This window comes from Methylobacterium sp. Leaf469 (assembly GCF_001424745.1).
GTDB lineage: Bacteria > Pseudomonadota > Alphaproteobacteria > Rhizobiales > Beijerinckiaceae > Methylobacterium.
The window spans coordinates 33445-57827 of sequence record NZ_LMRE01000044.1 but is presented as its reverse complement, the minus strand read 5'-3'; the positions used below and the strand labels follow the sequence as shown (position 1 = coordinate 57827).

Below are 24383 nucleotides of genomic sequence, written 5' to 3'. Positions count from 1 at the left end.
GGAGACGGCACGGAATGATGCGCTTCGATCTCGTCGATCTCGGCCTGTTCCGCCACGTGGTCGAGGCCGGCTCCATCACCCACGGGGCGGCACGGGCCAACCTCGCGCTGGCGGCCGCCTCGGCCCGCATCCGCGCCATGGAAGTGTCGCTCGGCGCCGCCCTCCTCACACGCGGCCGGCAAGGCGTGACCACGACGCCCGCCGGGCGCACGCTCCTGGCCCACGCGCGCGATCTCCTCGATGGGATAGACCGGATGCAGGGCGAGCTCGCGGGCTTCTCCGGCGGCACCGTCGGTCAGATCCGGGTCCTGTCGAACACCAACGCCCTGACCGAGTTCCTGCCCGAGGTGCTGAGCGCCTTCCTCGCCCGCCAGACCGGGGTCAGCGTCGACATCGAGGAGCGGACGTCGGACGAGATCGTCGGCCTCGTGGCGGAGGGCGGCGCCGACCTCGGCATCGTGGCCGGCACCGTCGACACCGGCGCCCTCGAAACCTACCCGTTCCGGCAGGACCGTTTCGTCGTCGTGGCGGGCGGCGGCCATGCCTTGCGCGGCCACCCGGCCGTGGCGTTCGCCGACGTGCTGGAGCACGACCTCGTCGGCCTCGACCGGACGAGCGCCCTCACCCGCTTTCTTACCGACAAGGCGGCGCGGACGGGGCGGCCCATGCGGTTGCGGGTGCAGTTGCGCAGCTTCGATGCCGTGTGCCGCCTCGTCGAGTGCGGCGTCGGCCTCGGCATCGTGCCGGAGACCACCGCCGCCCGCGCGGCCCGCACCATGGCCATCGCGGTCGTGCCGCTCCTCGATCCTTGGGCGGTGCGCGATCTGACCATCTGCGTGCGGACGCTCTCCGCCCTACCCGCCTTCGCGCGGGACTTCGTGGCCCACCTGCGCGCACCGCCAACTGCCTGAGCGGATTCGAGGATTGACTTCGCATCCGCGAACACGCATATCGCGGATGCAGCGTCAGCGGCCGTCATGGTTCCGCTTGAGAGGGCTGCGTGACGGATCGACGGGTCGCTACGCGCGAATTCCGACCGACCTGAGCCCCTCTCTTCAACGTGCATGCACCCGGACTGCCCCGGCACGCGGGCGGCTCCAGCTCAACGGACCGATTCGAAATCGATCTGCGTACCGACCATCGTTGGATGGCGTGCGCCACGGTCCCGCTGCCTTGAAAGATTAGACTTGACCCAGTTCACCGATTTCGGCCTCGCCCAGCCCGTGCTGCGGGCGCTGGAGGAGGCCGGCTACAAGACGCCGACCCCGATCCAGGCTCAGGCCCTCCGCCCCGCCATGGAAGGTCGCGACCTCTGCGGCATCGCCCAGACCGGTACCGGCAAGACGGCCGCCTTCGCGTTGCCGATCCTGCACCGCCTCGCTCAGAACCCGCGGAAAGCCATCCGCCGCGGCTGTCGCGTGCTGGTGCTCTCGCCCACCCGCGAGCTCGCCAACCAGATCGCCGAGAGCTTCTCGGATTACGGCCGGCATCTTTCGTTCACCAACACCGTGGTGTTCGGCGGCGTCACCATCTCCCGCCAGGAGAAGGCGCTGGCCAACGGGGTCGACATCCTCGTCGCCACCCCGGGCCGCCTCATGGACCTCATCGAGCGCCGCTCGCTGACCCTCGAGGCCGTCGAGATCCTCGTCCTCGACGAGGCCGACCAGATGCTCGACCTCGGCTTCATCCATGCCCTCAAGCGCATCGTGAAGATGCTGCCGAAGGAGCGTCAGAGCCTGTTCTTCTCCGCCACCATGCCGAAGAACATCGCCGGCCTCGCCGACCAGTATCTTCGCGATCCGGTCCAGGTCGCCGTTACTCCCGTGGCGACCACCGCCGAGCGCGTCACCCAGGAAGTCATCTTCGCCCATACGGGTGCGAAGCAGGCCCTCCTTAACCACATCCTGCGGGATCCGAAGATCGAGCGCGTCCTCGTCTTCACCCGGACCAAGCACGGCGCCGACCGCGTGGTGCGTGGCCTGGAGAAAGTCTCGATCAACGCCTCCGCCATCCACGGCAATAAGTCCCAGCCGCAGCGCGAGCGGGCGCTCGCCGCTTTCAAGGACGGCTCGTGCCGGGTTCTGGTCGCGACCGACATCGCCGCGCGCGGCATCGACGTCGAGGCCGTGAGCCACGTCATCAACTACGACCTGCCGAACGTGCCGGAGAGCTACGTCCACCGCATCGGCCGCACGGCCCGTGCCGGCGCCAATGGTCTCGCGATCTCGTTCTGCAACGACGAGGAGAAGGCCTACCTGCGGGACATCGAGCGCACCACGCGTCAGAAGATTCCCGTCGGCGCCTTCCCCGAGGGCTTCACGCCCCCGTCGCGCCAGGAAGCCATGGATGCCGCTCAGGCCGAGGAGCGCCGTCCGGCGCCCCAGGGTCAGCGTCCCGGTCAGCGCCAGGGCCAGCGTCCCGGCGGCGGTCGTCCCGGTGGCGGACGCCCGGGCCAGGGCCGCAGCGAAGGCGGTCGTGGTGGCCAGGGCGCGCCCGGTCGCAACGCCCGTCCGGATGGGGCGGCTCGCCCGCAGGACGGTCGCGGCGAGCGCCGTCCGGCCGTTCACGGTTCGGAGAACCGCTCCGAGCCCCGCAGCGACACCCGTCAGCGCACGCCGCGCCCGCAGGGTGCCGGCACCGGCACCGGCGAAGGCCGCACCATCGGCTGGCTCGACCGTTTCCCGCGCTGAGTCTCTCCGCGCTGAGCCTTGCGGTCCGTCATGACGACACCGCCCCGGGTCTCCGGGGCGGTGTTTTCGTTTGGGGAAGGACCACTTGCCGCGAAATCGCGCGACGCCATCTCATGGCGTGATCGTGAAGCGTGAGGGTGCCATGCGGTTCGAACTCTATCGGGATGCGACCGGCGACTGGCGTTGGCGCCTGCGCGCCACGAACGGCAACGTCGTGGCCGACTCCGCCGAAGGTTATGGGCGCCGGGAAGATTGCGAGCACGGCATCGCCCTCGTGAAGGGCAGCCAGGCGGCGTCCATCGTCGACATGACCATGAAGATCGCTTGATCGACCCGAACGCTTCGTTGACTCAACCGACATCCGGAAAGATCCGGCCCGGCAACACTTCGGGGCTTCGTGCGTTTCAAGCGACCGGGTCCGATTCCGGAACCGTCGGCGCTTCACGTCCTGCCGACTTATCTCAGGGAGTTTGAGAACGTGCTCAGGAAACTCGTGCTGGCCGCGTTGCTGGCCTTAGGCTTCGCCGCGACGGCGCCGCAGGGCGCGTCCGCCGCCCCCATCGGCCCTGCCCTCGCCTTGCAGACCGAGGCCGCACCCGCGGTCGCCCAGAATGTCCAGTACTACGGCTACCGTCGCCGGTTTTACGGTCCGCGCCCGTTCTACCGTCGTCCGTACTACGGTCGCCGCTTCTATGGCCCGCGTCGCTTCTATGGCGCGCGTCCCTTCTACGGCCCGCGCCGCTTCTACTACTAAGCTCCGGCGCGGTGGCGCTTTCGTCGGCGCCGCAGCATCGCTCTGAATAGCTTTGCTCGAAAGCCTGGCACTCTGTTCGAGTGACCAGGCTTTTTGCATGAAAATGCATCATAAGATTAGGAAACATGCATGATCGTGCGATAGGTCTTGGCGGCGATGCGAGCTTCATCCTCGGGGCTCTCGGAGGCAGACCATGACCGAACTCACCGCGACCGAAGTGCCAGCCCATGGCCTCTGGCATTCGATCCCCCTCGAGCTTCTGATGTCGGTCGGCGCAGTGATCCTCGCGGGCGGTCTCAAACTCACGGGACTGCTACCGTGAAGGTGGCGACGCCGCCCCCCGACGGCAGGAAATCTGCGTAGGATCGGGCGGGATGAAACGCGAAGGCGGATTGGTATGACGGTCGAAGAGGAAGGTGGAGGTCCACGCGGCGATCTCACGGTTCGAACCAGCGCGATGCCGGCGGACACCAACGCCAACGGCGACATCTTCGGCGGATGGGTGATGTCGCAGATGGATCAGGCCGGCGGCATCGCGGGCGTCGACAGGGCCCAGGGACGCGTCGTCACCGTGGCGGTGGACGCCATGACCTTCATTCGGCCGGTTCGTGTCGGCGACGTCCTCTGCGTCTACACCCGCGTCGGGCACGTCGGGCGCACGTCGATGAAGATCGAGGTCGAGGCCTGGGCCAGGCGCTTCCGCACCCAGGTCCGAGAGAAGGTCACGGAGGCGACCTTCACCTTCGTGGCCATCGACGATGCCGGCCGGCCGCGGGCCGTCGATCTGCCCGCACGGGCAGACGATTGAGGCTGCCTTCCCTTCCGCTCGGACGCGCCATGCCGTAAAGGCGCGAGACCCCAGACAAGGTCCCGTGCGCGCATGATCCGCCTCGAAAAAATCGGCAAGCAGAACGGCCGGCAGATCGTTTTCATCGAAGCGTCCGCCGCCCTTCAGAAGGGCGAGAAGGTCGGGCTCGTCGGCCCCAACGGCGCCGGCAAGACCACCCTGTTCCGGATGATCACCGGCGAGGAGGAGCCCGACGAGGGTCAGGTCGCCACCGACAAGGGCATCACCATCGGGTATTTCAGCCAGGATGTGGGCGAGATGTCCGGGTGCTCCGTGGTCTCGGCGGTGATGGATGGCGCCGGCCCCGTCAGCGTCGTCGGCACCGAATTGAAGGCCCTTGAGGCGGGGCTCGCCGACCCCGACCGCGTGGACGAGATGGAGGCGCTCATCGAGCGCTACGGCGAGGTCCAGGCACGCTTCGAGGAACTCGACGGCTACGCCCTCGAAGGCCGGGCCTACGAGGTGCTGGCGGGCCTGAGCTTCTCACAAGGTATGATGGACGGCGACGTCGGCAAGCTGTCGGGCGGGTGGAAGATGCGCGTGGCTCTCGCCCGCATCCTCCTCATGAACCCCGACGTGATGCTGCTGGACGAGCCCTCCAACCACCTCGACATCGAGAGCCTGATCTGGTTGGAGGCCTTTCTCAAGAACTACGAGGGCGCTCTCTTGATGACCTCGCACGATCGCGAGTTCATGAACCGCATCGTCACCAAGGTGATCGAGATCGACGGCGGCACGCTCACCACCTATTCCGGCGACTACGTGTTCTACGAGCAGCAGCGGGCGCTCAACGAGACGCACCAGCAGGCCCAGTTCGAGCGGCAGCAGGCGATGCTGGCCAAGGAAATCAAGTTCATCGAGCGCTTCAAGGCGCGCGCCTCGCACGCGGCGCAGGTGCAGAGCCGAGTGAAGAAGCTCGACAAGATCGAGCGCGTCGAGCCCCCGAAGCGCCGGCAATCCGTCGCCTTCGAGTTCCAAGCTCCGCCGCGTTCGGGCGAAGACGTCGTGATGCTCAAGAACGTCCACAAGAGCTACGGCAGCCGCCGGATCTACGAGGGGTTCGATTTCTCCATCCGGCGCAAGGAGCGCTGGTGCGTCATGGGCATCAACGGCGCCGGCAAGTCGACGCTCCTGAAGCTCGTCACCGGCTCGACCCAGGCCGATGACGGCACCGTCTCCGTCGGCGGCAGCGTCAAGCTCGGCTACTTCGCCCAGCACGCCATGGATCTGCTCGACGGCGAGCGCACGGTGTTCCAGTCCCTGGAAGATGCGTTCCCACAGGCCGCGCAAGGGTCCCTGCGCGCCCTCGCCGGGTGCTTCGGCTTCTCCGGCGACGATGTCGAGAAGCGCTGCCGCGTGCTGTCGGGCGGAGAGAAGGCCCGTCTCGTCATGGCCCTGATGCTGTTCGATCCCCCGAACTTCCTCGTCCTCGACGAACCGACCAACCACCTCGACATGGGTACGAAGGAGATGCTCATCGCGGCGCTCTCGGCCTACGAGGGCACCATGCTGTTCGTGAGCCATGACCGCCACTTCCTGGCCGCCCTGTCGAACCGGGTGCTCGAAGTGACCCCCGAGGGAATCCACCAGTATGGCGGCGGTTACACGGAGTACGTCGCCCGCACCGGCCAGGAAGCGCCCGGCCTGCGGAGCTGAGACCGACAGCGCCGGACATCAGACGTTCGGTGCAGCGACGCGCTTGCGAAGACCGGTGATGACCGCCTTCAGGATTTCCGATCCGGCCTCCTCGCTGTCCATGCCATGGCCCATGCAACGCATGGTGACGATGCGCTCGTGGACGAAGGACAGCTTGGCGATCACCGCCGGCGTCAGCTTGAACGGGTAGAGCGCCGGCTGCCCCATGCTGCGGCTCAAGGAGTTCACCGCGTAGGTGAGCGGCAGCCACGCTTCGACCAGGCGGCTGAAATCCGGAATCTGGTAGGGATCGTAGTCGATCACGACGGGGTCCGCCGGCCCGTTGCGCAGGCGCGGCCGCACGTGGAGTTCGAAGGTGCCGGCCGTCTCCACCGTGTCGACGATGTGGAGATACTGTGCCCAGGTCTCGGCGAAATCCTCCCACGGATGGCTGGTGGCGTAGGCGCTGACGTGGGATTCCTCCCAGTCCGGCGGTGCGCCTTCCCGGTAGTGCCGCTGCAGTGCACGGCCATAATTGTCCCGCTCGTCGCCGAACAGCGACCGGAACGTCCACAAACTCTGGTCGAACCGCACCAGCACGTTCCAGAAGTAATGCCCGATCTCGTGCCGGAAGTGCCCCAGCAGGGTGCGATAGTACTCGCCGAACAGCATCCGCCGCCGCTCACGCTCGACGTCGTCGGCCTCGGCGATGTTCAGGGTGATGATGCCGCTGTGGTGCCCCGTGAGGACGGGCGGCCCGATGCGGTAGCTCTCCGACGGGTCGACCAGGAAATCGAAGGCGAGCCCCGTGGTGGGATTCTCCGTCCGGTTCATCAGCGGCAGGTTCAGGCGGAGCAGGGAGTAGAACAGCCGATGCTTGGCCGCCTCGATCTGGCGCCAGCGCGTGAGGTTCCAGGTGATGCCGAGGTCCGGCACCACACGGTTGTGACGACATGCGGTACAGTACCGCTCCGGCATGTCGTCGGGCACGAGCCAGTTGCAGGCGCCGTGCTCCGCATTGGCGCAGAAGCGGTACTTGCGGGTCGGGTTGGCATAGGCGTGCCAGATCTCGCCGACGGGCTCCAGTGCCGACATCTCATGCACTTCACCCACATAGCCGAGGCGGCGCTGGCAGCTCTCGCAAGCCGTGCTTTCGAAGCTGACGGGCTGATCGCAGGCCTGGCACTGGAAGATCTTCATGATGCCGTTCCGATGCCCGTCCCTTACCACCCTCAAGCACCACGTGCCCACCGGGAACGACCCGCCCCCCGACGCGGTGAGCTAAGCGGTGGCGTCCGACTATGTTCCCAGACCGGGCCGCCAGCGGATCATGCACGGAACTTGCTTACGGACTCGCTTCGATGCGAGGTCTGTGCCCCACGGCACGACGGCACATCGTCGGCAAGCCCATCGCACAAGCGCGACCGTTGGCGTATGGCTTGAAGACAGCATCCCCCGGGAGCACCGCAGGGCGGTGGCCCGGTTCTCCGCAGCCGGATCGGGCGTGTCCACGCCCCTCCGGCCCCACGCCCTGGTACTGCGGGAGTCCCCGTGTCGATCAAAGCCGCCCTGCACCACGTCACGCACTACACCTACGACCGGCCGATCGCGCTCGGTCCACAGGTGATCCGCCTGCGGCCCGCGCCGCACACGCGCACCGCCGTACCGGCCTACTCCCTCAAAATCCTGCCCGAGAACCACTTCATCAACTGGCAGCAGGACCCGAACGGAAACTGGCTCGCGCGCCTCATCTTCCCCGAGAAAACCACCGAGCTGAAGATCGAGGTCGATCTCACCGCCGACATGTCGGTGATCAACCCGTTCGACTTCTTCGTGGAGGAGTATGCCCAGGCGCGCGGCTTCACCTACGCCGACGATCTCACGGCGGAGCTGAAGCCCTACCTCGTGCTCGACGAGGCCATGGCGCCGGAGGTCGACGAATTCCTGACCCGCCTTCCGGCCGAACCGAACACGGTCCTGTTCCTCGTGGCCCTCAACGCCCAGGTGGCGGGCGAGATCACCTACGGCGTCCGCATGGAGCCGGGCGTGCAGAGCGCCGCCGAGACCCTGACCCTGAAGAGCGGTTCGTGCCGCGATTCCGCGTGGCTGATGGTGCAGATCCTGCGCCGCCTCGGGATGGCCGCCCGTTTCGTCTCCGGCTACCTGATCCAGCTCATCCCCGACACCACCGCGGTCGACGGCCCCGTCGGGACCTCCACCGATTTCACCGACCTGCATGCCTGGGCCGAGGTCTATCTCCCGGGCGCCGGCTGGATCGGCCTCGACGCCACGTCCGGCCTTCTCTGCGGCGAGGGCCACATCCCGCTCGCCGCGACCCCGCACTACAATTCGGCCGCGCCCATCTCGGGGCTCGCCGAGCCGGCCGAGGTCGCGTTCGGCTTCGAGATGACGGTGACGCGGGTCGCCGAGGCCCCGCGGATCACCAAGCCGTTTTCCGACGAGATCTGGGCGGCCATGGACGCGCTCGGCGACCGCATCGACGTGGATCTGGCCGAGCAGGACGTGCGCCTGACCATGGGCGGCGAGCCGACTTTCGTGTCCATCGACGATTTCGAATCGGCGGAGTGGAACGCCGCCGCCGTGGGACCGACGAAACGCGGCTTGGCCGACAAGCTCATCCGGCGCCTGCGCACGCGCTTCGCACCCGGCGGCATGCTCCATTACGGCCAGGGCAAGTGGTATCCGGGCGAGAGCCTGCCGCGCTGGGCCTTCGCCCTGTACTGGCGCCGCGACGGCGTGCCGGTGTGGAAGGACGACAGTCTGATTGCCGCCGAGGATGGACCGCGCGACGCCAACGCGACCCAAGCCAAGGCCCTGATCGACGGGGTCGCCAAGCGCATCGGGCTCGGTCCCTATGTCTTTCCCGCCTTCGAGGATCCGGTCTACTGGACGGAGAAGCGCGATGAGCTTCCCGTCAACGTCACCACCTCGGAACCGAGATTTCCGAATCCCGAGACCAACGCTCGCATGGCGAGGGTGTTCGAGCGCGGGCTCGGCGCTCCCGCCGGATACGCGTTGCCGCTAGCGAGCCTTCCGACAGGCCGGGAGGGTGCTGCGGACCGCATCTGGGTCTCGGAGCCCTGGGAGTTCCGGCGCGGTCACGCCTTCCTCACGCCGGGCGATTCCCCCGTCGGCTACCGCTTGCCGCTCTCGTCGCTGCCCTACGTGCCGCCGCAGAGCTATCCCTACTACCAGCCCCAGGACCCCCTGGAGGCACGCGACGCCCTGCCGGAAGGCCATCCGGGCGCCGAGACCATCAACGGGTCGGGCATGACCGGCGTCGCGGTGCGCACGGCCTTCGCCGTGGAGCCGCGCAACGGCGTCATTCACGTATTCATGCCGCCCCTGGAACGGGTGGACGAGTATCTCGAACTCCTCGGCCATCTCGAGGACGCGGCGGCCGAACTCAAGCAGACCTTGCACATCGAGGGCTACGAGCCGCCGTTCGATCCGCGCATGAACGTCATCAAGGTCACCCCGGACCCCGGCGTCATCGAGGTCAACGTCCATCCTGCTCCGTCCTGGCGCGATGCCGTGACGATCACCACGGACCTCTACGAGGACGCACGCCAGATCCGCCTCGGCGCGCAGAAATTCATGACCGACGGTCGCCACACCGGCACCGGCGGCGGCAATCACGTCGTGCTCGGCGGCGCCACGCCGACGGATTCACCATTCCTGCGCCGGCCCGACCTCCTGAAGAGCCTGGTGCTGTACTGGCAACGCCATCCGGCCATGTCGTACCTGTTCGCCGGACTCTACATCGGCCCGACGAGCCAGGCTCCACGCATGGACGAGGCGCGCCACGACGGGCTCTACGAGCTCGAGATCGCCATGGCGCAGGTGCCGAAACCCGACGAGCCCAACATCCCGCGCTGGCTGGTCGATCGCATCTTCCGCAATATCCTCGTGGACGTGACGGGCAACACCCACCGCTCCGAGATCTGCATCGACAAGCTCTACTCGCCCGACGGCCCGACGGGACGGCTCGGGCTTCTCGAATTCCGCTCGTTCGAGATGCCGCCGGACCCCCGCATGAGTCTGGCCCAGCAACTCCTGCTGCGCGCCATCGTGGCTTGGCTGTGGCGCGAGCCGCAGGAGGGCGGTTGTGTCCGCTGGGGCACGGGTCTGCACGATCGCTTCATGCTGCCCCACTTCCTGTGGGCCGACTTCCTCGACGTGCTGGAGGATCTCCGGGGCGCCGGCTACGATTTCGATCCAGCCGCGTTCGTGGCGCAGCGCGAGTTCCGCTTTCCCGTGTTCGGGACCGTGGAGCATGGCGGCGTGAAGCTGGAACTGCGCCAGGCCCTCGAGCCCTGGCACGTGCTGGGTGAGGAAGGCGCCATCGGGGGAACCGTGCGCTACGTCGATTCGTCCGTGGAGCGGCTGCAGGTCAAGGTCGAGGGCTTCGTGCCCGGCCGGCACGTGATCGCCTGCAACGGACGTCGCCTGCCGATGACCGGCACGGGCACGGCCGGCGAGGCGGTGGCGGGCCTGCGCTTCAAGGCGTGGCAGCCGGCCTCCTCCCTGCACCCGACGATCCCCGCGCACGCGCCGCTCACCATCGACATTCTCGATGCCTGGAGCGGCCGGTCGCTCGGCGGCTGCCGCTACCACGTCAGCCATCCGGGCGGGCGCAACTACGAGACCTTCCCGGTCAACACCTACGAGGCGGAGGGACGGCGCCTTGCCCGCTTCCAGGCCCACGGCCACACCCCCGGCAAGGTCGAAATGCCCGTGGAGGAGACCAATCGGGAATTCCCGATGACCCTCGACCTGCGGAGCCCGGCTTCGCGATGAACGCTGCGGCCGAGGCGGAGGTCTCCGGGCGGGCGGAACGGCTGGCACGCTGGACCTCCGGCTACCGGCCGCTTTCCGGCGTACCCGATGCATTCATGGACGCCTCGGGCAAGCCGCGCGCGGCCTGGACGCGCGTCCTCGACCACCTCGGCAACCTCACCGAGGTGGATATCGCCGCCCGGTTCGTCTCGGCGGTACGCCACATCCGTGACACCGGGATCTCCTACCGGATCTACGGCGACAAGCGCGATCACGCTTGGCCGCTCGGCTCCCTCCCGTTCGTGGTGGAGGCGGCCGACTGGCAGGACTTGAGCGCAGGCATCGTCGAGCGGGCGGAGCTGATGGAAGCGATCCTCGCCGACATCTACGGCCCCAACCGCCTCGTCGCCGGCGGTCTCCTCCCGGCCGCGGTCGTCGCGGGCAGTCCGGAATTCATGCGTCCCCTCGCGGGCATCGCGCCGCCGGGCGGTCGCTTCCTCAAGCTCTATGCCGCCGACGTCACCCGGGGACCCGACGGGCGCTGGCAGGTGCTGGCCGACAGGACCCAATCGCCGTCCGGACCGGGCTACGCCCTGGAGAACCGGATGGTGCTCACCCGCGCCTTCCCGGATCTCTACACCGATCTCCACGTCGAGCGTCTGGCGCCGTTCTTTCAGGCCCTCCGGCAGGGACTTGCCCTGGGTTCCCAGCGCAGCGACCCGCGCATCTGCCTGCTCACGTCGGGCCCGTTCAGTTCGACCTATGTCGAGCAGGCGGTGCTCGCGCGCTATCTCGGCCTGCTCCTGGTCGAGGGCGACGACCTCGTGATGCAGGACGGCGCGCTCCATGTCCGCACGGTCTCGGGCCTGAAGCGGGCCGATGCCCTATGGCGCCGCATCGATTCCGACTACGTCGACCCCCTCGAACTGAACCCGTCGTCCCGCCTCGGGGTCCCGGGCCTGATCGAGGCCCTGCGCAATGGAAGCCTCGTCGTCGGCAACATGCCGGGCTCCGGCATCCTCGAGTCCGGTGCCCTCGCCGCCTATCTGCCCGGCATCGCCCGGCAGATGATGAACACCGACCTTCGATTGTCCGGCCCGCGCACCTGGTGGTGCGGGGATCCGGACAGCCTTGCCCATGTGCGCCAGAACCTCGACGCCCTGACGCTCCGGCCGGTGGCGACGCCCCCCAAGGGCATGGCCCGCGACGCGATCATGGCCCCCCTCGCCTTCGGGGCGGACCGCGAACGGGTCGTGTCGGCCTTACGCGACCGACCGTTCGACTACGTCGCCCAGGAGCGGGCGCCCCTCGCGACGACGCCCGGTTGGGATCGCACCGGCGGCTCCCTGCACCTCGTGCCCCGCCCCTTCGCCTTGCGGGTGTTCGCCGCGATGACGCCGGAGGGTTGGCGGGTGATGCCCGGCGGCTTCTGCCGCATCTCGGAGCGTGCCGACCTCGACCCCATCGAGATGCGCGCCGGCATCAAGGCGGCCGACGTCTGGATCCTCTCCGACGGCCCCGTCGAGTCGGTCCCGACGATTCAGCCCGCGACCCAGAAGGTGCGTCGAATCGCCGGACACCTACCGTCGCGGGCCGCCGACAACCTGTTCTGGTTCGGGCGCTACGTCGAGCGGGCGGAGGCGGTGATCCGTCTCGTGGTCGCGCATCTCGGCAGCGTCGGCGCCGCCGTCAGCGCCGATATCGTCGGTGATGCACGGTCTCCGACCTCGTTGCGGATCCGAGCCCTTCTCGACGATTGGGGGGCGATTTCGGCCCCCGATCTCCCCACAGCCACCTTGGCGCGCGAGGCCCTGAGCGAGCGCGACAATTTCGGTTCGGCCCTGTGCCACAGCCTCTCGGCACGCGCCAACGCGGCGATCCTGCGCGAACGGCTCTCGGGCGAAGCCTGGCGGGTTCTGGCCGATCTCAAGGACCTCCTCGATATCGGCGACGCCCGTGCCTATTCCGAGGCCGAACTCGTCGGTTTGGCCGAGCGGGGCCTCGGTCTCATCGCCGCGCTCGCGGGTCTGGCGCAGGAGAACATGAACCGCACGGCGGGCTGGCACTTCGTCGATCTCGGGCGGCGCATCGAGCGGGTGATCAACACCTGCGCCTTCGCGACCCAGTTCGCCGGAGATGCGGCCACCGCCGAGGATCTCGGCGTGATGCTCTCGCTCTGCGATTCGCATATCGCCTTCGGCGCACGCTACATGCAGGGGGCCGCCCTCGACCCCGTGCGCGACATGGTACTGCTCGATCCGTTCAATCCACGCTCCGTCGCCTTCCAGATCGTCGCCATCGAGCGGCACCTGTCGGATCTGCCGACGCTCCGCGTCGATGGACTGCCCGAGCCGCATCAGCGCCTCGCCGCCAGGATCGGTGCCGAATTCGCCACGGGCGAAGCGGCCGAGTTCGACGGTGCGACCCTGGCGCGCCTGGAGAACGAATTCGAGCGCTTGGCCGACGCCATCGCGACCCGCTATTTCCCCAATGGTCCGCACGCCCTGCGGCCGGAGAAGCTCGTGGGGCTCGGGTGATCTACACGCTGCGCCATCTCACGACCTACCGCTACGCCCGGCCCGTCCGCTATGCCCGCTGCGGCCTGCGCCTGCGCCCGACGGACGGCGAGGGCCAGACGGTGCTGGGCAGCACCCTCACCATCACCCCCGAGCCGCGCCAGCGGGTGGTCCGGCGCGACTATTTCGGCCTCGACGTGGTGGCGGTCACCATCGACACCCCGCATACGGAGCTACGGGTCGAGTCGCTTTCGCGGGTCGACGTCACGCGCGCCCCCGCACCCGCGCCCGAATCCGGGCCGTCCTGGGAGCGGGTCCGCGACGGCGCGTTGGATCGGCGGTCACTCGCGCCGGACGCACCGGTGCACTTTCTCTTCCCCAGCATTCGCGTGCCCCTCGCCCCCGAGGTGACCGAATATGCGCGGACGAGCTTTCCGCCCGGGCGTAGCGCATATGGCGGCGCCTTCGACCTGATGCAGCGCATCCGAAAGGATTTCCGGTTCGACGCCAAGGCGACCTCCGTCCGGACCCCGCTCGCCGAATCGTTCGCCCTTCGGGCCGGGGTCTGCCAGGACTTCGCCCACATCATGATCGCGGGCCTGCGCGGTCTCGGACTGCCAGCGGCCTATGTCAGCGGCTACCTGCGCACCATTCCCCCCGTCGGGCGCCCCCGCCTGCGCGGCGCCGATGCCAGCCACGCCTGGGTCTCGGTCTGGTGCGGAGAGGGCTGGATCGGCCTCGATCCCACCAACGGAATCGGCATGTGCGACGACCACATCGTCGTGGCGCGCGGACGCGACTACACGGACGTCTCGCCCATCGACGGCATCGTCTCGTCATCCGGCTCGCAGAAGCTCAAGGTCGAGGTCGACGTGGTGCCGGATGGCGAGCCGATGCCCGAAACGGCGAGTGCGGAAGCAGTGGACTCCGTCTGACGTTCGCTCGCGAACGCACCCACCGCATGGACACGCGCACCTCGCATGGCTTAATCGCGTCACGTCCCCGCAAGGGCGTCCGGTGGAGTGCGAGCCTTGGTCGAGAGACACAGCGTGGAGACGGTGAGCGAAGCGCGCGAGGCCATCCGCGCGTTCATCCTCGGGCGCAATCCCGGTCTCGCTCCCGACGCCATCACGGGCCGGACGTCGTTGGTGACGAGCGACGCGTTGGATTCCATCGGCGTCCTCGATTTGATGATGGACCTCGGCGAACGCTTCGGGTTCGAGATCGAGGAGGACGCGTTCGCCCTCGCCCATTTCGAGAGCATCGATGCCCTCGCGGCCTATGCCGCGGCCAAGCGGGATCGAGCCTGAGGCGATGGAAGGGCCGACCCGCGTTCACCATTTGCTGGACCGGCCGGCCGGGGACCGCACGGCCCTCGTGGCCGGCGCGGAGCGTCTGACCTACGCAGGCTTGCGTGACCGCGTCGCCGCTTTGGCGGCCCGGCTGATCGAAGCCGGTGTCCGCCCCGGCGATCGGATCGCGGTTCTGTTGCCGAAATCCACCGGCGAATGCGCGGCCCTGTTCGCCATCGCGCAAGCCGGCGCCGCCTTCGTGCCGATCCATCCGAGCCTGCGCGCGGCCCAGATCCGCCACATCGTCGAGGATTGCGGCGCACGCGCCCTTCTGACCGAAGCGGTCTTGCGCGCCGCCCTCGGAGACGGTCTCGCGGTCGAGGCCGAGGCATCGATGCCCGGCGGCGTCCTCCTGATCCTGCCGGAGCGCGACGGGCCGGCCCCGCCCCCGGATCTCGCCGCCATCCTCTACACCTCCGGCTCCACCGGCCTGCCGAAGGGCGTCATGCTCTCGCACGCCAACCTCCTCGCCGGAACCCGCATCGTGCGGACCTACCTCGGCCTCACGCCGGACGAACGCATCCTGTCGGTGCTGCCCCTCGCCTTCGATTACGGCCTGAACCAGCTCCTCACGGCCGTCGAGCAGGGCGCCTGCCTCGTGCTCCTCGACGCCCGGTTCGGCGACGAAGTGGTGCGCGCCATCGAAACACACGGGATCACCGGTCTCGCCGGGGTGCCGACCCTGTGGACCCTCCTGACCCGCGCCGCGCCGCGCCTCGCCACGGCGGATCTGGCGAGCCTGCGCTACGTCACCAATTCCGGGGGGGCGGTGCCCCTGGACACCGTCGCACGCCTCCGCCGGGCACTGCCCCACACGGACATCGTGCTGATGTACGGGCTGACGGAAGCCTTCCGGTCGACCTGGCTCCCGCCCGCGGAGCTCGAAGCCCGCCCGGGCTCCATGGGTCGCGCCATCCCGGAGACCGAGATCTTCGCCGTCACCGCCGACGGACGCCGCACCGCGCCGGGCGAGCCCGGAATCCTCATGCATCGCGGCCCGACCGTGTCCCTCGGCTACTGGAACAGGCCCGAGGACACCGCGCGCGTGCTGGTGCCCGATCCCGTCGTTCCGGGCGGACCACCCGTGTGCCGCTCGGGCGACATCGTCGTCGAGGACACGGACGGCTACTTCACCTTCGTCGGCCGCGACGATGCGATGATCAAGACCTCGGGCTTTCGCGTCAGCCCGACCGAGCTCGAGGCGGCGCTGATGGCGACGGGCGGCTTCCGTGCCGTGGCGGTCATCGGGCTGCCCGATCCGAGTCTCGGGCAACGCATCCATGCCATCGGTATCCCCGCCGAGGGCGGTCCGGACCCCGAGGCGGCCCTCCGCGCCCTGCGGGAAACCGTGGCCCCCCACATGGTCCCCCGCACCATCGAAACGGTGACGTCCCTGGCCGTCACGCCCAATGGCAAGATCGACTACAAGCGCCTCGCGGCGGAACGCCGGGATGTCTGACGACGGTCTCGCCCAACACCTGATCGCCGCCGATTTCCCGAGGCACGATGGGGTGATTCAGGTCGGTGGACTCGATCTCGCCGCCCTCGCACGGGCCCACGGCACGCCGCTCTTCGTCTACGATGCCGATCTCATGCGACGGGCCTACCGTGCCCTGTCGCAGGCCGTCGCGGGCTTCGCCGAGGTCGATTATTCCGTCAAAGCCAATCCGCGCCCGGCCGTCATCCGCGTGTTCGCCGAGGCGGGAGCGGGTGCCGAGATCGCATCGGGTGCGGAATACGAGGCGGCCCTGGCCGCCGGCGTGCGATCCGAGCGGGTCCTGTTTGCCGGACCGGGAAAGAGCGAGGCCGATATCGATCGGGTCGTCGCCGGCGGCATCGGCGAGATCCATCTCGAGAATATCGAAGAGATGGAGCGCGTCGCGGCGGCCTCCGCCCGGCACGGATGCAGGACCGCCGTGGCGATCCGGGTCAATCCCGGGCCGGACGCGCAGGGTGGGGCCATGCGCATGGGCGGCAAGCCGTCGCCCTTCGGCTTCGACGAGGAGGAACTGGACGCCGTCGTCGATCGGGTCGAGGCCGAACCCGACCTCCGCCTGGTCGGCCTGCACCTGTTCGCCGGGACGCAGGGGCTTTCCGCCGCGACCCTCCTCGGCCAATGGGCCTACGGCCTGCGGCTGGCCGCCCGGGTCGCCGCTCGGATCGAGCGCCCCCTCGAGACCGTCGATCTCGGCGGCGGCCTCGGTATCCCGTACTTCGCGGGCGATACAGCCCTCGACCTCGACGCCGTCGGCGCCGGCATCCCGAACCTGCGCGCGATGGTGGCCGCCACTTCCGGCCTCGCGACCGCGCGCATCGTCCTCGAACCGGGACGCTATCTCGTCGGAGCGGCCGGGATCTACGTGGCGGAGGTCCGCGCCGTGAAGGTCTCGCGCGGGCAACGCTTCGCCATCACCGACGGAGGCATGCATCATCATTTGGCTGCGTCGGGCAATCTCGGGCAGATCGTCAAACGCGACTATCCGGTCGCCGCGGTCGTCGAACCGCAGGGTGGCGTGCGCACGCCCTGCACCGTGGTCGGCCCCCTCTGCACGCCCCTCGACATGCTGGCGCGCAATGCGCTCCTGCCCGATCTCGCCGCCGGGGACCTCGTCGCCGTGCTGCAATCGGGTGCCTACGGCCTGACCGCGAGCCCGACCGGCTTTCTCAGCCACCCCCTGCCGGCGGAAATCCTCGTCGATGGCGGACGGGCGGTGCCGATCGGGCGGTGACGCCCCTCAGACCTTGCCCTCCGAGAAGCGCCGGAAGGCTTCCAGGGTCTCGGCGCTGACATGGTGCTCGATGCCTTCGGCATCGCGCCGGGCCGTCTCGGCGCTGACGCCGAGGACGCACAGGAATTTCTCGACGATGCGGTGGCGCTCCCGGCTCTGCACCGCAAGCGCCTGCCCGGCCGTGGTGAGGAAGACGCCACGATACGGCCGCTGCTGGACGAGGCCGTCTTCCACCAATCGCTTGAGCATCTTCGCGACGGTCGGCTGGGCCACGCCGAGGCGCGCGGCGATGTCGACCTGGCGCGCCTCGCCGCCGTCACCGATGAGGTCGGCGATGAGTTCGACGTAATCCTCCACCAGCTCCAAGCGCCGCGCTTCGCGGGCCTGGCGAAAGCTCTCCACATGCACGTCGGGATCGACGAGCGCGGTGGCGGGATCGGATCGCGACGAATCCTGCATGTGACCGGCCGTCTCCCTTCCCGTGGATGCGCCGGATGGGCGTCCGATCTCCGCTGTGTAGCGAAGGCGGCGCGCGAAAGGGACCCCCCATCGGCACCGTCCGACTGCGTTGACACCTCGGCAACACCGGCGTGCTAGGGCTCGATGCGGCTCCAGCGGGTAAGCCCGCGTCGACGACGGGTGGAACAGAACGGTGGAAGCGACGGGACGCCATCGACGTCCAGCAACGCCCGCCCGATCCGTGGATCGTCGATGATCGCCCGCCACACCCTCACCTATGTCGGCTCGCGCGGAGTTGGAGCGGCCCTCAACATGGCGTCCCTGGCGGTCTTCACCCGGCTCGCACCGGTGGAGGCTTATGGCGGCTACCTTCTGATGCTGTCATGGGCCTTGGTCCTCTACGGCGCCACCTGCCAGTGGCCGAAGTTCTCGTTCTTCGCTCTCTACGAAGAGGCACGCGCGCCGGATCAGGTCGGTACCGTCGTGCGCCTGCTCGGGGCGATGATCGCCCTCGCCGCCCTGGCGGCCGCCCTCGGAGCCTGGCTCGGAATCGTCGCGCCCGCCGCGGCCGCCGCCATCGTGGCGGCCGTCCTCGGCATGATGGTGTTCGAGGGGGCCTGCGAGATCGCCCGTACCCGTCTCGAGGTCGGTGCCGTGGCCGCCGCCATCGTCCTGCGTGCAATCCTGGTTCTCGTGCTCGGAAGCGGCGTCCTCCTCTGGACCGGGCACGCCGTCGATCTTCTGCTCGCGACGGCACTCGCCAACATCCTGGCCGCCTTGTCCCCGCTGTTCGCCATCGGACCGCTCCTAGGCGGGCGCGGGAGCTGGGCAGAAGCGCGCCGCCTGCTGAGTTATGGATGGCCCCTGGTCCTGTCCTTCGCCGCCGCGGCCCTGGCTCAAACCATCGACCGCCTCATCATCGGCCAGAGCGTCGGTGTCGCCGAACTCGGCGCTTACGGTGCGTTCTCCGATTTTCTCCGACAGAGCTTCGTCGTGTTCGGCGACAGCATCGCCCTCGCCCTCGTCTCCATCGCCAAACGGGAGGCGCGCAGCGGCGGCATGGAGGCCGCCCGCCCGGTTCTGGAGGGCGCCGCGCGGCTCATGACGCTCATCGCGGCTTTCGGGGGCGTCTTCTTCCTCGCCTTCGACGATCTCGTGGTCGCCATTCTCCTCGGGCCGGATTATCGCGCCGCCGCCCTCGGCGTGGCCCCCCTCCTCGTGGCCGCCAGCGTCCTCCTGATGCTGCGCTCGTACTATTTCGGGCAGGTGATCTACTTTTCCGCGTCGAGCCGCCTCGACGCCGTCGCGTCCGTCACACTCCTGATCACCATCACGGGCCTCTCGGCCGTGCTGATCCCACCGTATGGGATCACCGGCGCCGCCATCGCCGTCGTCGTCGGACAGGCCTTGGCGTGCCTCGTCTTCATCGTCGGCGACCCGAGCGGCATCCGGATGCCGGTGCCCTGGCGCGACGTTTCCATCATCGCAGCGACCGCCCTCGCCTGCAGGCTCGCCATCGGGTGGATCGAGGCTTCGGGCGCCGGGCGGACGGTACCGGCCGTCGTCCTCGAACTCGTGATCCTGCTCTTCGGGGCCGGCGCCATGGCGTGGCGCTTCGACATCCTCGGAGTCGCGACCCTGATCCGACGCAGACGCGGCACCTGATGGCCGGTCGCAGGGACACCCCGCCCTTGCATCGGGCCGATGACTGGGTCGCCGCGTTGCGCCCCCTCGATCCGACGGCGCCGTGGATCGCGGCCTGGCGGACCCTGAGCCGGCGTCCCTTCATCGAGAACCTGTTCTACGACGCCGATTTCGCCCTCTCCGCCCGGGAGGCCTTCGGGGCCGGCGTAGAGGTGCTGCTGGTGGGAGATCGCCCGCCGGAAGAGCCAGGCCTCCGCCTCATTGCCGTGTGGCCGTGCCGACGCGGATGGCGACGCTGGGGCTTTCCCCTGCGGCTCGCCATGGGCTGGATGCACGGGTTCGGTGTTTTCGGTGTTCCCCTCCTCGATCCGGACAGGCCGGCCCACGCCCTCGATGCTCTTCTGCGTGCGGCCGGTCACCTCGCCGGCCGGCGCCTGATGCTGACCTATGTGCCCACACGCGGCCCCTTCGCGGAACTGCTGTCGGGGGCGTGCCGCGCATACGGTTTGCCGCGTGCCGATTTCTGGCCCCATGCCCGCGCCGTCCTCGAGCTCTCCGGCCGGACGGAGCCCGAGCGCGCCGCCGCGCTCGACCACCTGTCCGCGCGACGCCGCCGGCGCCTCCGGCAATCGGCCGAACGCCTCGGGCCCATGACGTTCGAAACGGTGCGTGATCCGGCGAACCTCGGCGCGGCCCTGGACGACTACGTCGCCCTCGAAGGAAGGGGTTGGAAGGGCCGCGCCGGGACCGCCCTCGGCGATTCTCCGGAGCAGGTCGCGTTCCTGCACGCATCCGTGGAAGCCTTCGGGGCGCGCGGCACGGCCCGGATCGACCGGCTACGACGCGGGGACACGACGCTGGCCAGCGCGGTGACCTACGTCACCGGAGGTACGGCGTGGTGCCTGAAGATCTCGTTCGCGGAAGCGGAGGCCCGCGACTCCCCCGGCGCACAACTCGTCCATCGCATGACCCTGAGCGTCATCGCGGATGCCGGTCTCACCGGGGCCGATTCCTGCGCACCACCGGATTTCCGCCTCGCCGAGACGTTCTGGGCGGGACGGATGCCCCTCGCGCACGTGCTTGTTGCGACGCCGGGGGGCGACCCGCTGTTCGGACTTGCCCGGCGGCTCGAAGCCTTGCGTGCCTGGCTGAGCCGTTCCCTCGCTCGCCGAAGCCCGGCTTCGGTCCTCGCAAGCGTGTGGCCGTGGAGACGTTCGGCGCCCCCTACCAGCCGAAGCGACTGATCCGTGCCTGCGCCGCCGAGACGGAAGCGGGATCGCGGCCGAAAGCGGCGATGCGCTGCGACAGGTCGTGGCAGGTGACGCAGAACGGCAGGGACGCCAGCACCACGGCCTCCCGCGAACGGGCGACGGAAGCGATGAGGCAGGCGATGGGGAGATCGGACGCGGGCTGCCCAAGGCAATCGCCGCGGGGACTTCCGAAGAACGGCCGGTTCGGCCAGTCGAGAACGACGACCGTGCCGCCGCGCCGGTCGGGCGCCGGCGGCAGGCTGTAGCTCCGCACGAACAGGGCGCAGAAGGCCAGAACCAGGGCCGGGATCAGGAGAAGACGGGACAGGCGTCGCATCACTCCTCAGCCCGGCTCGTCGAAGCGGCTTCGGCGAAACACCTCGGTCCCGGCCCCGTCGATGACCCGTACGGCTTCGGCGGGTCCGCCGCCGCGCTGCGGCGCGCGGGCGCGGGCGAACAGGCTCAAGGCACGCTCCGTGGCACTTTCCAGACTGCCGACGCGGACGGAGACCCGCTGGCGCACGGGGTCCTCGCCGTCCGCCACCGGTTCCGGGCTTAAGATCTCGATGTGGAAGGTCTCGCGTGGGGTCAAAGGTGGAACGCTCCGGCTTTCCGAAGGGGGCGACGGATGACATAGGGCATCGCGGGCGGCGTCGCGCGTGAAACCATGGCGGGCGGCTTCGCCCGTGAAACCATGGCGGGCGGCTTCGCGCGTAAAGCTCGGCATCGTTCCGCGGGATGTCGATCGCCCGGGCGCCCGAATTCCGGCGATGGATGCATGTCGCGCCGGGATATGGTTGAGTGTGCCCATCCCCGAGACTGCATGGATTCAGACAAGATGGCGACGACGCCTTTCGTGACCGCCGAATGGCTCAAGGCCCGGATCGCGGCCCCCGACATCGTGGTCCTCGACGGCTCATGGTACCTGCCGGCGCAGGGGCGCGACGCGGCGGCCGAGTACCGGGCCGGGCACATCCCCGGCGCCGTGCGCTTCGACATCGATGCCATGAGCGACGGGACGTCCGGCCTGCCGCACATGCTGCCGCGGCCGGAGGTGTTCGCCGCACGGATGGGGGCGCTCGGCATCGGCGATGGCGCGCAGATCGTGGTCTATGACGGCTTGGGGTTGTTCTCGGCACCCCGGGTGCGGTGGATGCTGCAGGTGTTCGGCGCGCGCGACGCCGCGATTCTGGAGGGTGGATTTCCGGCCTGGGTCGCGGCGGGTGGGCCCGTCGAGGACGGCGAAGGGCGGGCGCGCGAGCCCCGGCCCTTCACGGCCCGCCTCGACAACGGGGCCGTGGCGGATGCGCAAGACGTTGCGCGCGCTCTCGAATCCGGATCGGCCCAGGTCGTCGACGCGCGGTCCGGGCCGCGCTTTCGCGGCGAGGAAGCGGAGCCCCGGCCCGGGGTCCGTCCGGGCCATATGCCGGGCGCCCGGAACGTCCATTATTCGGCGCTGCAAGCGGGGGGCCGGCTGAAGGAGCCCGACGCCCTGAGGGTGGTGTTCGCCGAGAACGGCGTCGATCCGGGCAAGCCGGTGATCACCACCTGCGGATCCGGCGTCACGGCCGCCATCGTCTCGCTCGCCCTGGAGAGCCTCGGACGGCCGGCACGGGCCCTCTACGACGGGTCGTGGTCGGAATGGGGTTCGGACCCGGAGCGCCCCGTCGCCACCGGCGCATGAGGTGTCGGCGCGCCGGCGCACGCCCTGTTGTGACGGCCGGCGACCGTTCCACGCCGCCCATGCGCCAGCGCTCGGACGGGCGCGTGCACCTGCGCGTCGGACGGCTCGGTTCCGACACGCGAATCCTCGACATCGCCGAAGCCGGCCCCTTGCGCGTGCGCCTGCCGCGCGGGCCGGCGGGGCCGTGCGAGGCGGTGCTGCTGAACAGCGCCGGCGGCATCGCCTGCGGCGACCGTTTCGCCGTGTCCGTCGCCGTCGGGCCGGGGGCGGAGCTCGTGCTCACCACCACGGCGGCGGAGAAGATCTATCGCTCCGACGGGCCGAGGACGATCATCGAGACGCGGGTCGCGGTGGGTGCCGGCGGCCACCTCGCCTTCCTGCCGCAGGAGACGATCCTGTTCGACGGAGCCAGTCTGGAGCGCAGCCTCGTCGCCGATCTCGATGGCGATGCGGGCCTGCTCGCGTTCGAGGCGGTGACGTTCGGGCGGGTGGCGCGCGGCGAGCGGATCCGCGAGGGCCGCTTCCACGATCACTGGCGGATCCGGCGCGACGGGCGCCTCGTCTACGCCGATTCGGTGCGCCTCGAGGGCGCGATCGCGGACGCCCTGGAACGGGCGGCCATCGGGGACGACGCCCGGGCGATGGCGACTCTGGTTCACGTGGCGCCCGGGGCCGAAGGCCGCCTGGACGCCATACGGGCGCTGCTCGACGGAGCGGGCGCGCGGGATGGCGTCGAGGCGGCGGCGAGCGCCTGGAACGGGAACCTCGTGGTGCGGTTCCTCGGGAGCGACCCGGCGGCCCTGCGGGCGCTGGCCCAGCACATCCTCGTCGGTTACCGCGGCGGCCCCCTCCCCCGGGTGTGGCAGGCCTGATGCAAAAAGGGGCCCCAGCATCGCCGGAGCCCCTCTCACGAACCGGATCAGGCGGTTCGAATCAGTAGGCGGCCGGATCGGGGCTGTCGCTCGGGTTGGCGAACGCCTTCACCATGGCCTCGCTCATGGGCAGGTTCAGGTTGATGCCCCGCGGCGGGATCGCCTTGGTGAACCAAGTGTCGTACAGCGCCTTGCCCTCGGGGCTCTTGTAGAGCTTGGCCGTGGCTTCGTCGACGACCGCCTTGAACGGGGCATCGTCCTTGCGCAGCATGATGCCGTAGGGCTCGGGCTTCGACAGGGCCTCGCTGGAGATGCTGTAGGCGCCCGGCTCCTTAGAGCTGGCGGCGAGCGAGGCGAGCAGCACGTCGTCCATCACGAAGGCAACGGCGCGGCCGGTCTCGACCATGAGGAAGGCCTCGGCATGGTCCTTGGCCGGCAGGATGGTCAGGCCGAGGTTGCGGGCCGTGTTGATCTCGTTGATCTGACGGATGTTGGTCGTGCCCGAGGTCGAGACCACGGTCTTGCCCTTGAGATCGTCGATCTTGTCGAGCTTGGCGGTCTTCTTCGACACGAAGCGGGTGGCCGTGAGGAAGTGGGTGTTGGTGAAGGTCGCCTGCTTCTGGCGGTCGGGGTTGTTCGTCGTCGAACCGCACTCGAGATCGATGGTGCCGTTGGCGATGAGGGGGATACGCGTCGCCGAAGTGACCGGGTTGTACTTCACCTCGAGCTTCGGCAGGCCGAGCTTGACCTTCACCGCATCGGCGACCTTCTTGCAGATCTCGAACGCGTATCCGACGGGCTTCTGATCGTTGTCGAGGTAGGAGAACGGCACCGATGCATCGCGGTAGCCGATGGTGATCCCGTTGGTTTCCTTGATCTTTTTCAAGGTGCCGGTCAGATCGTCGGCCTGGGCAGAACCCGCGGCCGTGGCCGAGACCGCAAAAGCAACGAAAGCCGCCGTGACGGCGGATCTTGAATGGCGCGAACGCATTGTCAGGCTGACTCCCGGGGGGCGATTGGCACGACGTCCATCGCTGAAGGCACTTATAGCAGGTTAGCGACGGCCACCGCCGACGCAATCGGTGATTTCCACGGATCTCGAGGAATGCGCACTGTTCGGCGCAACCTGTAACTCGCAACTCGCGTGCCGG

The 24383-nt window shown here is 69.1% G+C and carries 22 protein-coding genes; 17 read left to right on the top strand and 5 right to left on the bottom strand.

Features of this window, described 5'->3' with window-relative positions; genetic code table 11:
• Positions 1-17 precede the first annotated feature (17 nt).
• From ASG60_RS19410 to ASG60_RS19385, 7 genes are all read left to right on the top strand, one after another.
• Positions 18-911 carry a LysR substrate-binding domain-containing protein gene (locus tag ASG60_RS19410; protein ID WP_056304578.1) on the top strand — a complete coding sequence of 298 codons (894 nt, stop codon included), beginning with the start codon at positions 18-20 and terminating at the stop codon, positions 909-911.
• A 276-nt stretch (positions 912-1187) separates the two neighbouring features.
• Positions 1188-2690 (top strand): DEAD/DEAH box helicase, encoded by a 1503-nt coding sequence (locus ASG60_RS19405; RefSeq protein ID WP_056362704.1) that lies wholly within the window; start codon positions 1188-1190, stop codon positions 2688-2690.
• Between the two features lie 142 nt (positions 2691-2832).
• Positions 2833-3018 carry a DUF1508 domain-containing protein gene (locus ASG60_RS19400; RefSeq protein WP_056176194.1) on the top strand — a complete coding sequence of 62 codons (186 nt, stop codon included), beginning with the start codon at positions 2833-2835 and terminating at the stop codon, positions 3016-3018.
• A 150-nt stretch (positions 3019-3168) separates the two neighbouring features.
• Positions 3169-3444 (top strand): hypothetical protein, encoded by a 276-nt coding sequence (locus ASG60_RS19395; protein ID WP_056387414.1) that lies wholly within the window; start codon positions 3169-3171, stop codon positions 3442-3444.
• A gap of 193 nt (positions 3445-3637) precedes the next feature.
• Positions 3638-3766 carry a hypothetical protein gene (locus ASG60_RS23820; protein WP_274533805.1) on the top strand — a complete coding sequence of 43 codons (129 nt, stop codon included), beginning with the start codon at positions 3638-3640 and terminating at the stop codon, positions 3764-3766.
• Positions 3767-3841: 75 nt separating this feature from the next.
• Positions 3842-4252 carry an acyl-CoA thioesterase gene (locus ASG60_RS19390; RefSeq protein ID WP_056175838.1) on the top strand — a complete coding sequence of 137 codons (411 nt, stop codon included), beginning with the start codon at positions 3842-3844 and terminating at the stop codon, positions 4250-4252.
• Positions 4253-4324: 72 nt separating this feature from the next.
• Positions 4325-5947, top strand: a complete 1623-nt coding sequence (locus ASG60_RS19385; RefSeq protein ID WP_056387258.1) for an ABC-F family ATP-binding cassette domain-containing protein — start codon at positions 4325-4327, stop codon at positions 5945-5947.
• Between the two features lie 18 nt (positions 5948-5965).
• On the opposite strand, the gene ASG60_RS19380 is transcribed toward ASG60_RS19385, so the two are convergent.
• Positions 5966-7126, bottom strand: a complete 1161-nt coding sequence (locus ASG60_RS19380; protein ID WP_056175832.1) for a putative zinc-binding peptidase — start codon at positions 7124-7126, stop codon at positions 5966-5968.
• Positions 7127-7477: 351 nt separating this feature from the next.
• Here ASG60_RS19380 and ASG60_RS19375 point away from each other — a divergent pair, with 351 nt between their 5' ends.
• The 6 genes from ASG60_RS19375 to ASG60_RS19350 all read left to right on the top strand — a co-directional run bounded on the left by ASG60_RS19375 (position 7478) and on the right by ASG60_RS19350 (position 17323).
• Complete coding sequence (locus ASG60_RS19375) at positions 7478-10747, top strand: transglutaminase family protein (RefSeq protein ID WP_056387257.1); 3270 nt, start codon at positions 7478-7480, stop codon at positions 10745-10747.
• Positions 10744-13263, top strand: a complete 2520-nt coding sequence (locus tag ASG60_RS19370; protein ID WP_056387255.1) for a circularly permuted type 2 ATP-grasp protein — start codon at positions 10744-10746, stop codon at positions 13261-13263. The genes ASG60_RS19375 and ASG60_RS19370 overlap by 4 nt, the downstream gene beginning before the upstream one ends.
• The gene (locus ASG60_RS19365; RefSeq protein WP_056362713.1) at positions 13260-14177 is read left to right on the top strand and encodes a transglutaminase family protein; all 918 of its coding nucleotides are present in this window, start codon (positions 13260-13262) and stop codon (positions 14175-14177) included. Before ASG60_RS19370 ends, ASG60_RS19365 begins: the two co-directional genes overlap by 4 nt.
• A gap of 96 nt (positions 14178-14273) precedes the next feature.
• Positions 14274-14552, top strand: coding sequence for an acyl carrier protein (locus ASG60_RS19360; protein WP_244473877.1), 279 nt, complete (start codon positions 14274-14276; stop codon positions 14550-14552).
• A gap of 4 nt (positions 14553-14556) precedes the next feature.
• Complete coding sequence (locus tag ASG60_RS19355) at positions 14557-16053, top strand: AMP-binding protein (protein WP_056175816.1); 1497 nt, start codon at positions 14557-14559, stop codon at positions 16051-16053.
• Complete coding sequence (locus ASG60_RS19350; protein ID WP_056387252.1) at positions 16046-17323, top strand: type III PLP-dependent enzyme; 1278 nt, start codon at positions 16046-16048, stop codon at positions 17321-17323. Before ASG60_RS19355 ends, ASG60_RS19350 begins: the two co-directional genes overlap by 8 nt.
• A 6-nt stretch (positions 17324-17329) precedes the next feature.
• Here the strand turns inward: ASG60_RS19350 and mntR are convergent, their stop codons facing one another.
• A complete protein-coding gene (mntR, locus tag ASG60_RS19345; protein ID WP_056267662.1) occupies positions 17330-17782 on the bottom strand; it encodes a manganese-binding transcriptional regulator MntR in 453 nt (150 codons plus the stop codon).
• A 252-nt stretch (positions 17783-18034) separates the two neighbouring features.
• Between mntR and ASG60_RS19340 the strand changes: the two genes are divergently transcribed.
• On the top strand, positions 18035-19447 hold the full coding sequence (locus tag ASG60_RS19340) for an oligosaccharide flippase family protein (protein WP_056387250.1): 1413 nt from the start codon (positions 18035-18037) through the stop codon (positions 19445-19447).
• Positions 19448-19473: 26 nt separating this feature from the next.
• Positions 19474-20670, top strand: coding sequence for a GNAT family N-acetyltransferase (locus tag ASG60_RS19335; protein WP_244476721.1), 1197 nt, complete (start codon positions 19474-19476; stop codon positions 20668-20670).
• Here ASG60_RS19335 and ASG60_RS19330 read toward each other — a convergent pair.
• Together ASG60_RS19330 and ASG60_RS19325 are read right to left on the bottom strand one after the other, a co-directional pair.
• The gene (locus ASG60_RS19330; protein ID WP_056267652.1) at positions 20651-21013 is read right to left on the bottom strand and encodes a hypothetical protein; all 363 of its coding nucleotides are present in this window, start codon (positions 21011-21013) and stop codon (positions 20651-20653) included. The genes ASG60_RS19335 and ASG60_RS19330 overlap by 20 nt on opposite strands.
• 6 nt (positions 21014-21019) lie before the next feature.
• A complete protein-coding gene (locus ASG60_RS19325) occupies positions 21020-21268 on the bottom strand; it encodes a hypothetical protein (protein ID WP_056304386.1) in 249 nt (82 codons plus the stop codon).
• Positions 21269-21514: 246 nt separating this feature from the next.
• Here ASG60_RS19325 and sseA point away from each other — a divergent pair, with 246 nt between their 5' ends.
• Both sseA and ASG60_RS19315 read left to right on the top strand, forming a co-directional pair.
• Positions 21515-22360, top strand: coding sequence for a 3-mercaptopyruvate sulfurtransferase (gene sseA / locus ASG60_RS19320; protein WP_056387412.1), 846 nt, complete (start codon positions 21515-21517; stop codon positions 22358-22360).
• 59 nt (positions 22361-22419) lie between these two features.
• On the top strand, positions 22420-23232 hold the full coding sequence (locus ASG60_RS19315) for an urease accessory protein UreD (protein ID WP_244474357.1): 813 nt from the start codon (positions 22420-22422) through the stop codon (positions 23230-23232).
• 61 nt (positions 23233-23293) lie between these two features.
• Here the strand turns inward: ASG60_RS19315 and ASG60_RS19310 are convergent, their stop codons facing one another.
• Positions 23294-24223 carry an amino acid ABC transporter substrate-binding protein gene (locus ASG60_RS19310; protein WP_056387242.1) on the bottom strand — a complete coding sequence of 310 codons (930 nt, stop codon included), beginning with the start codon at positions 24221-24223 and terminating at the stop codon, positions 23294-23296.
• Positions 24224-24383: the final 160 nt, after the last annotated feature.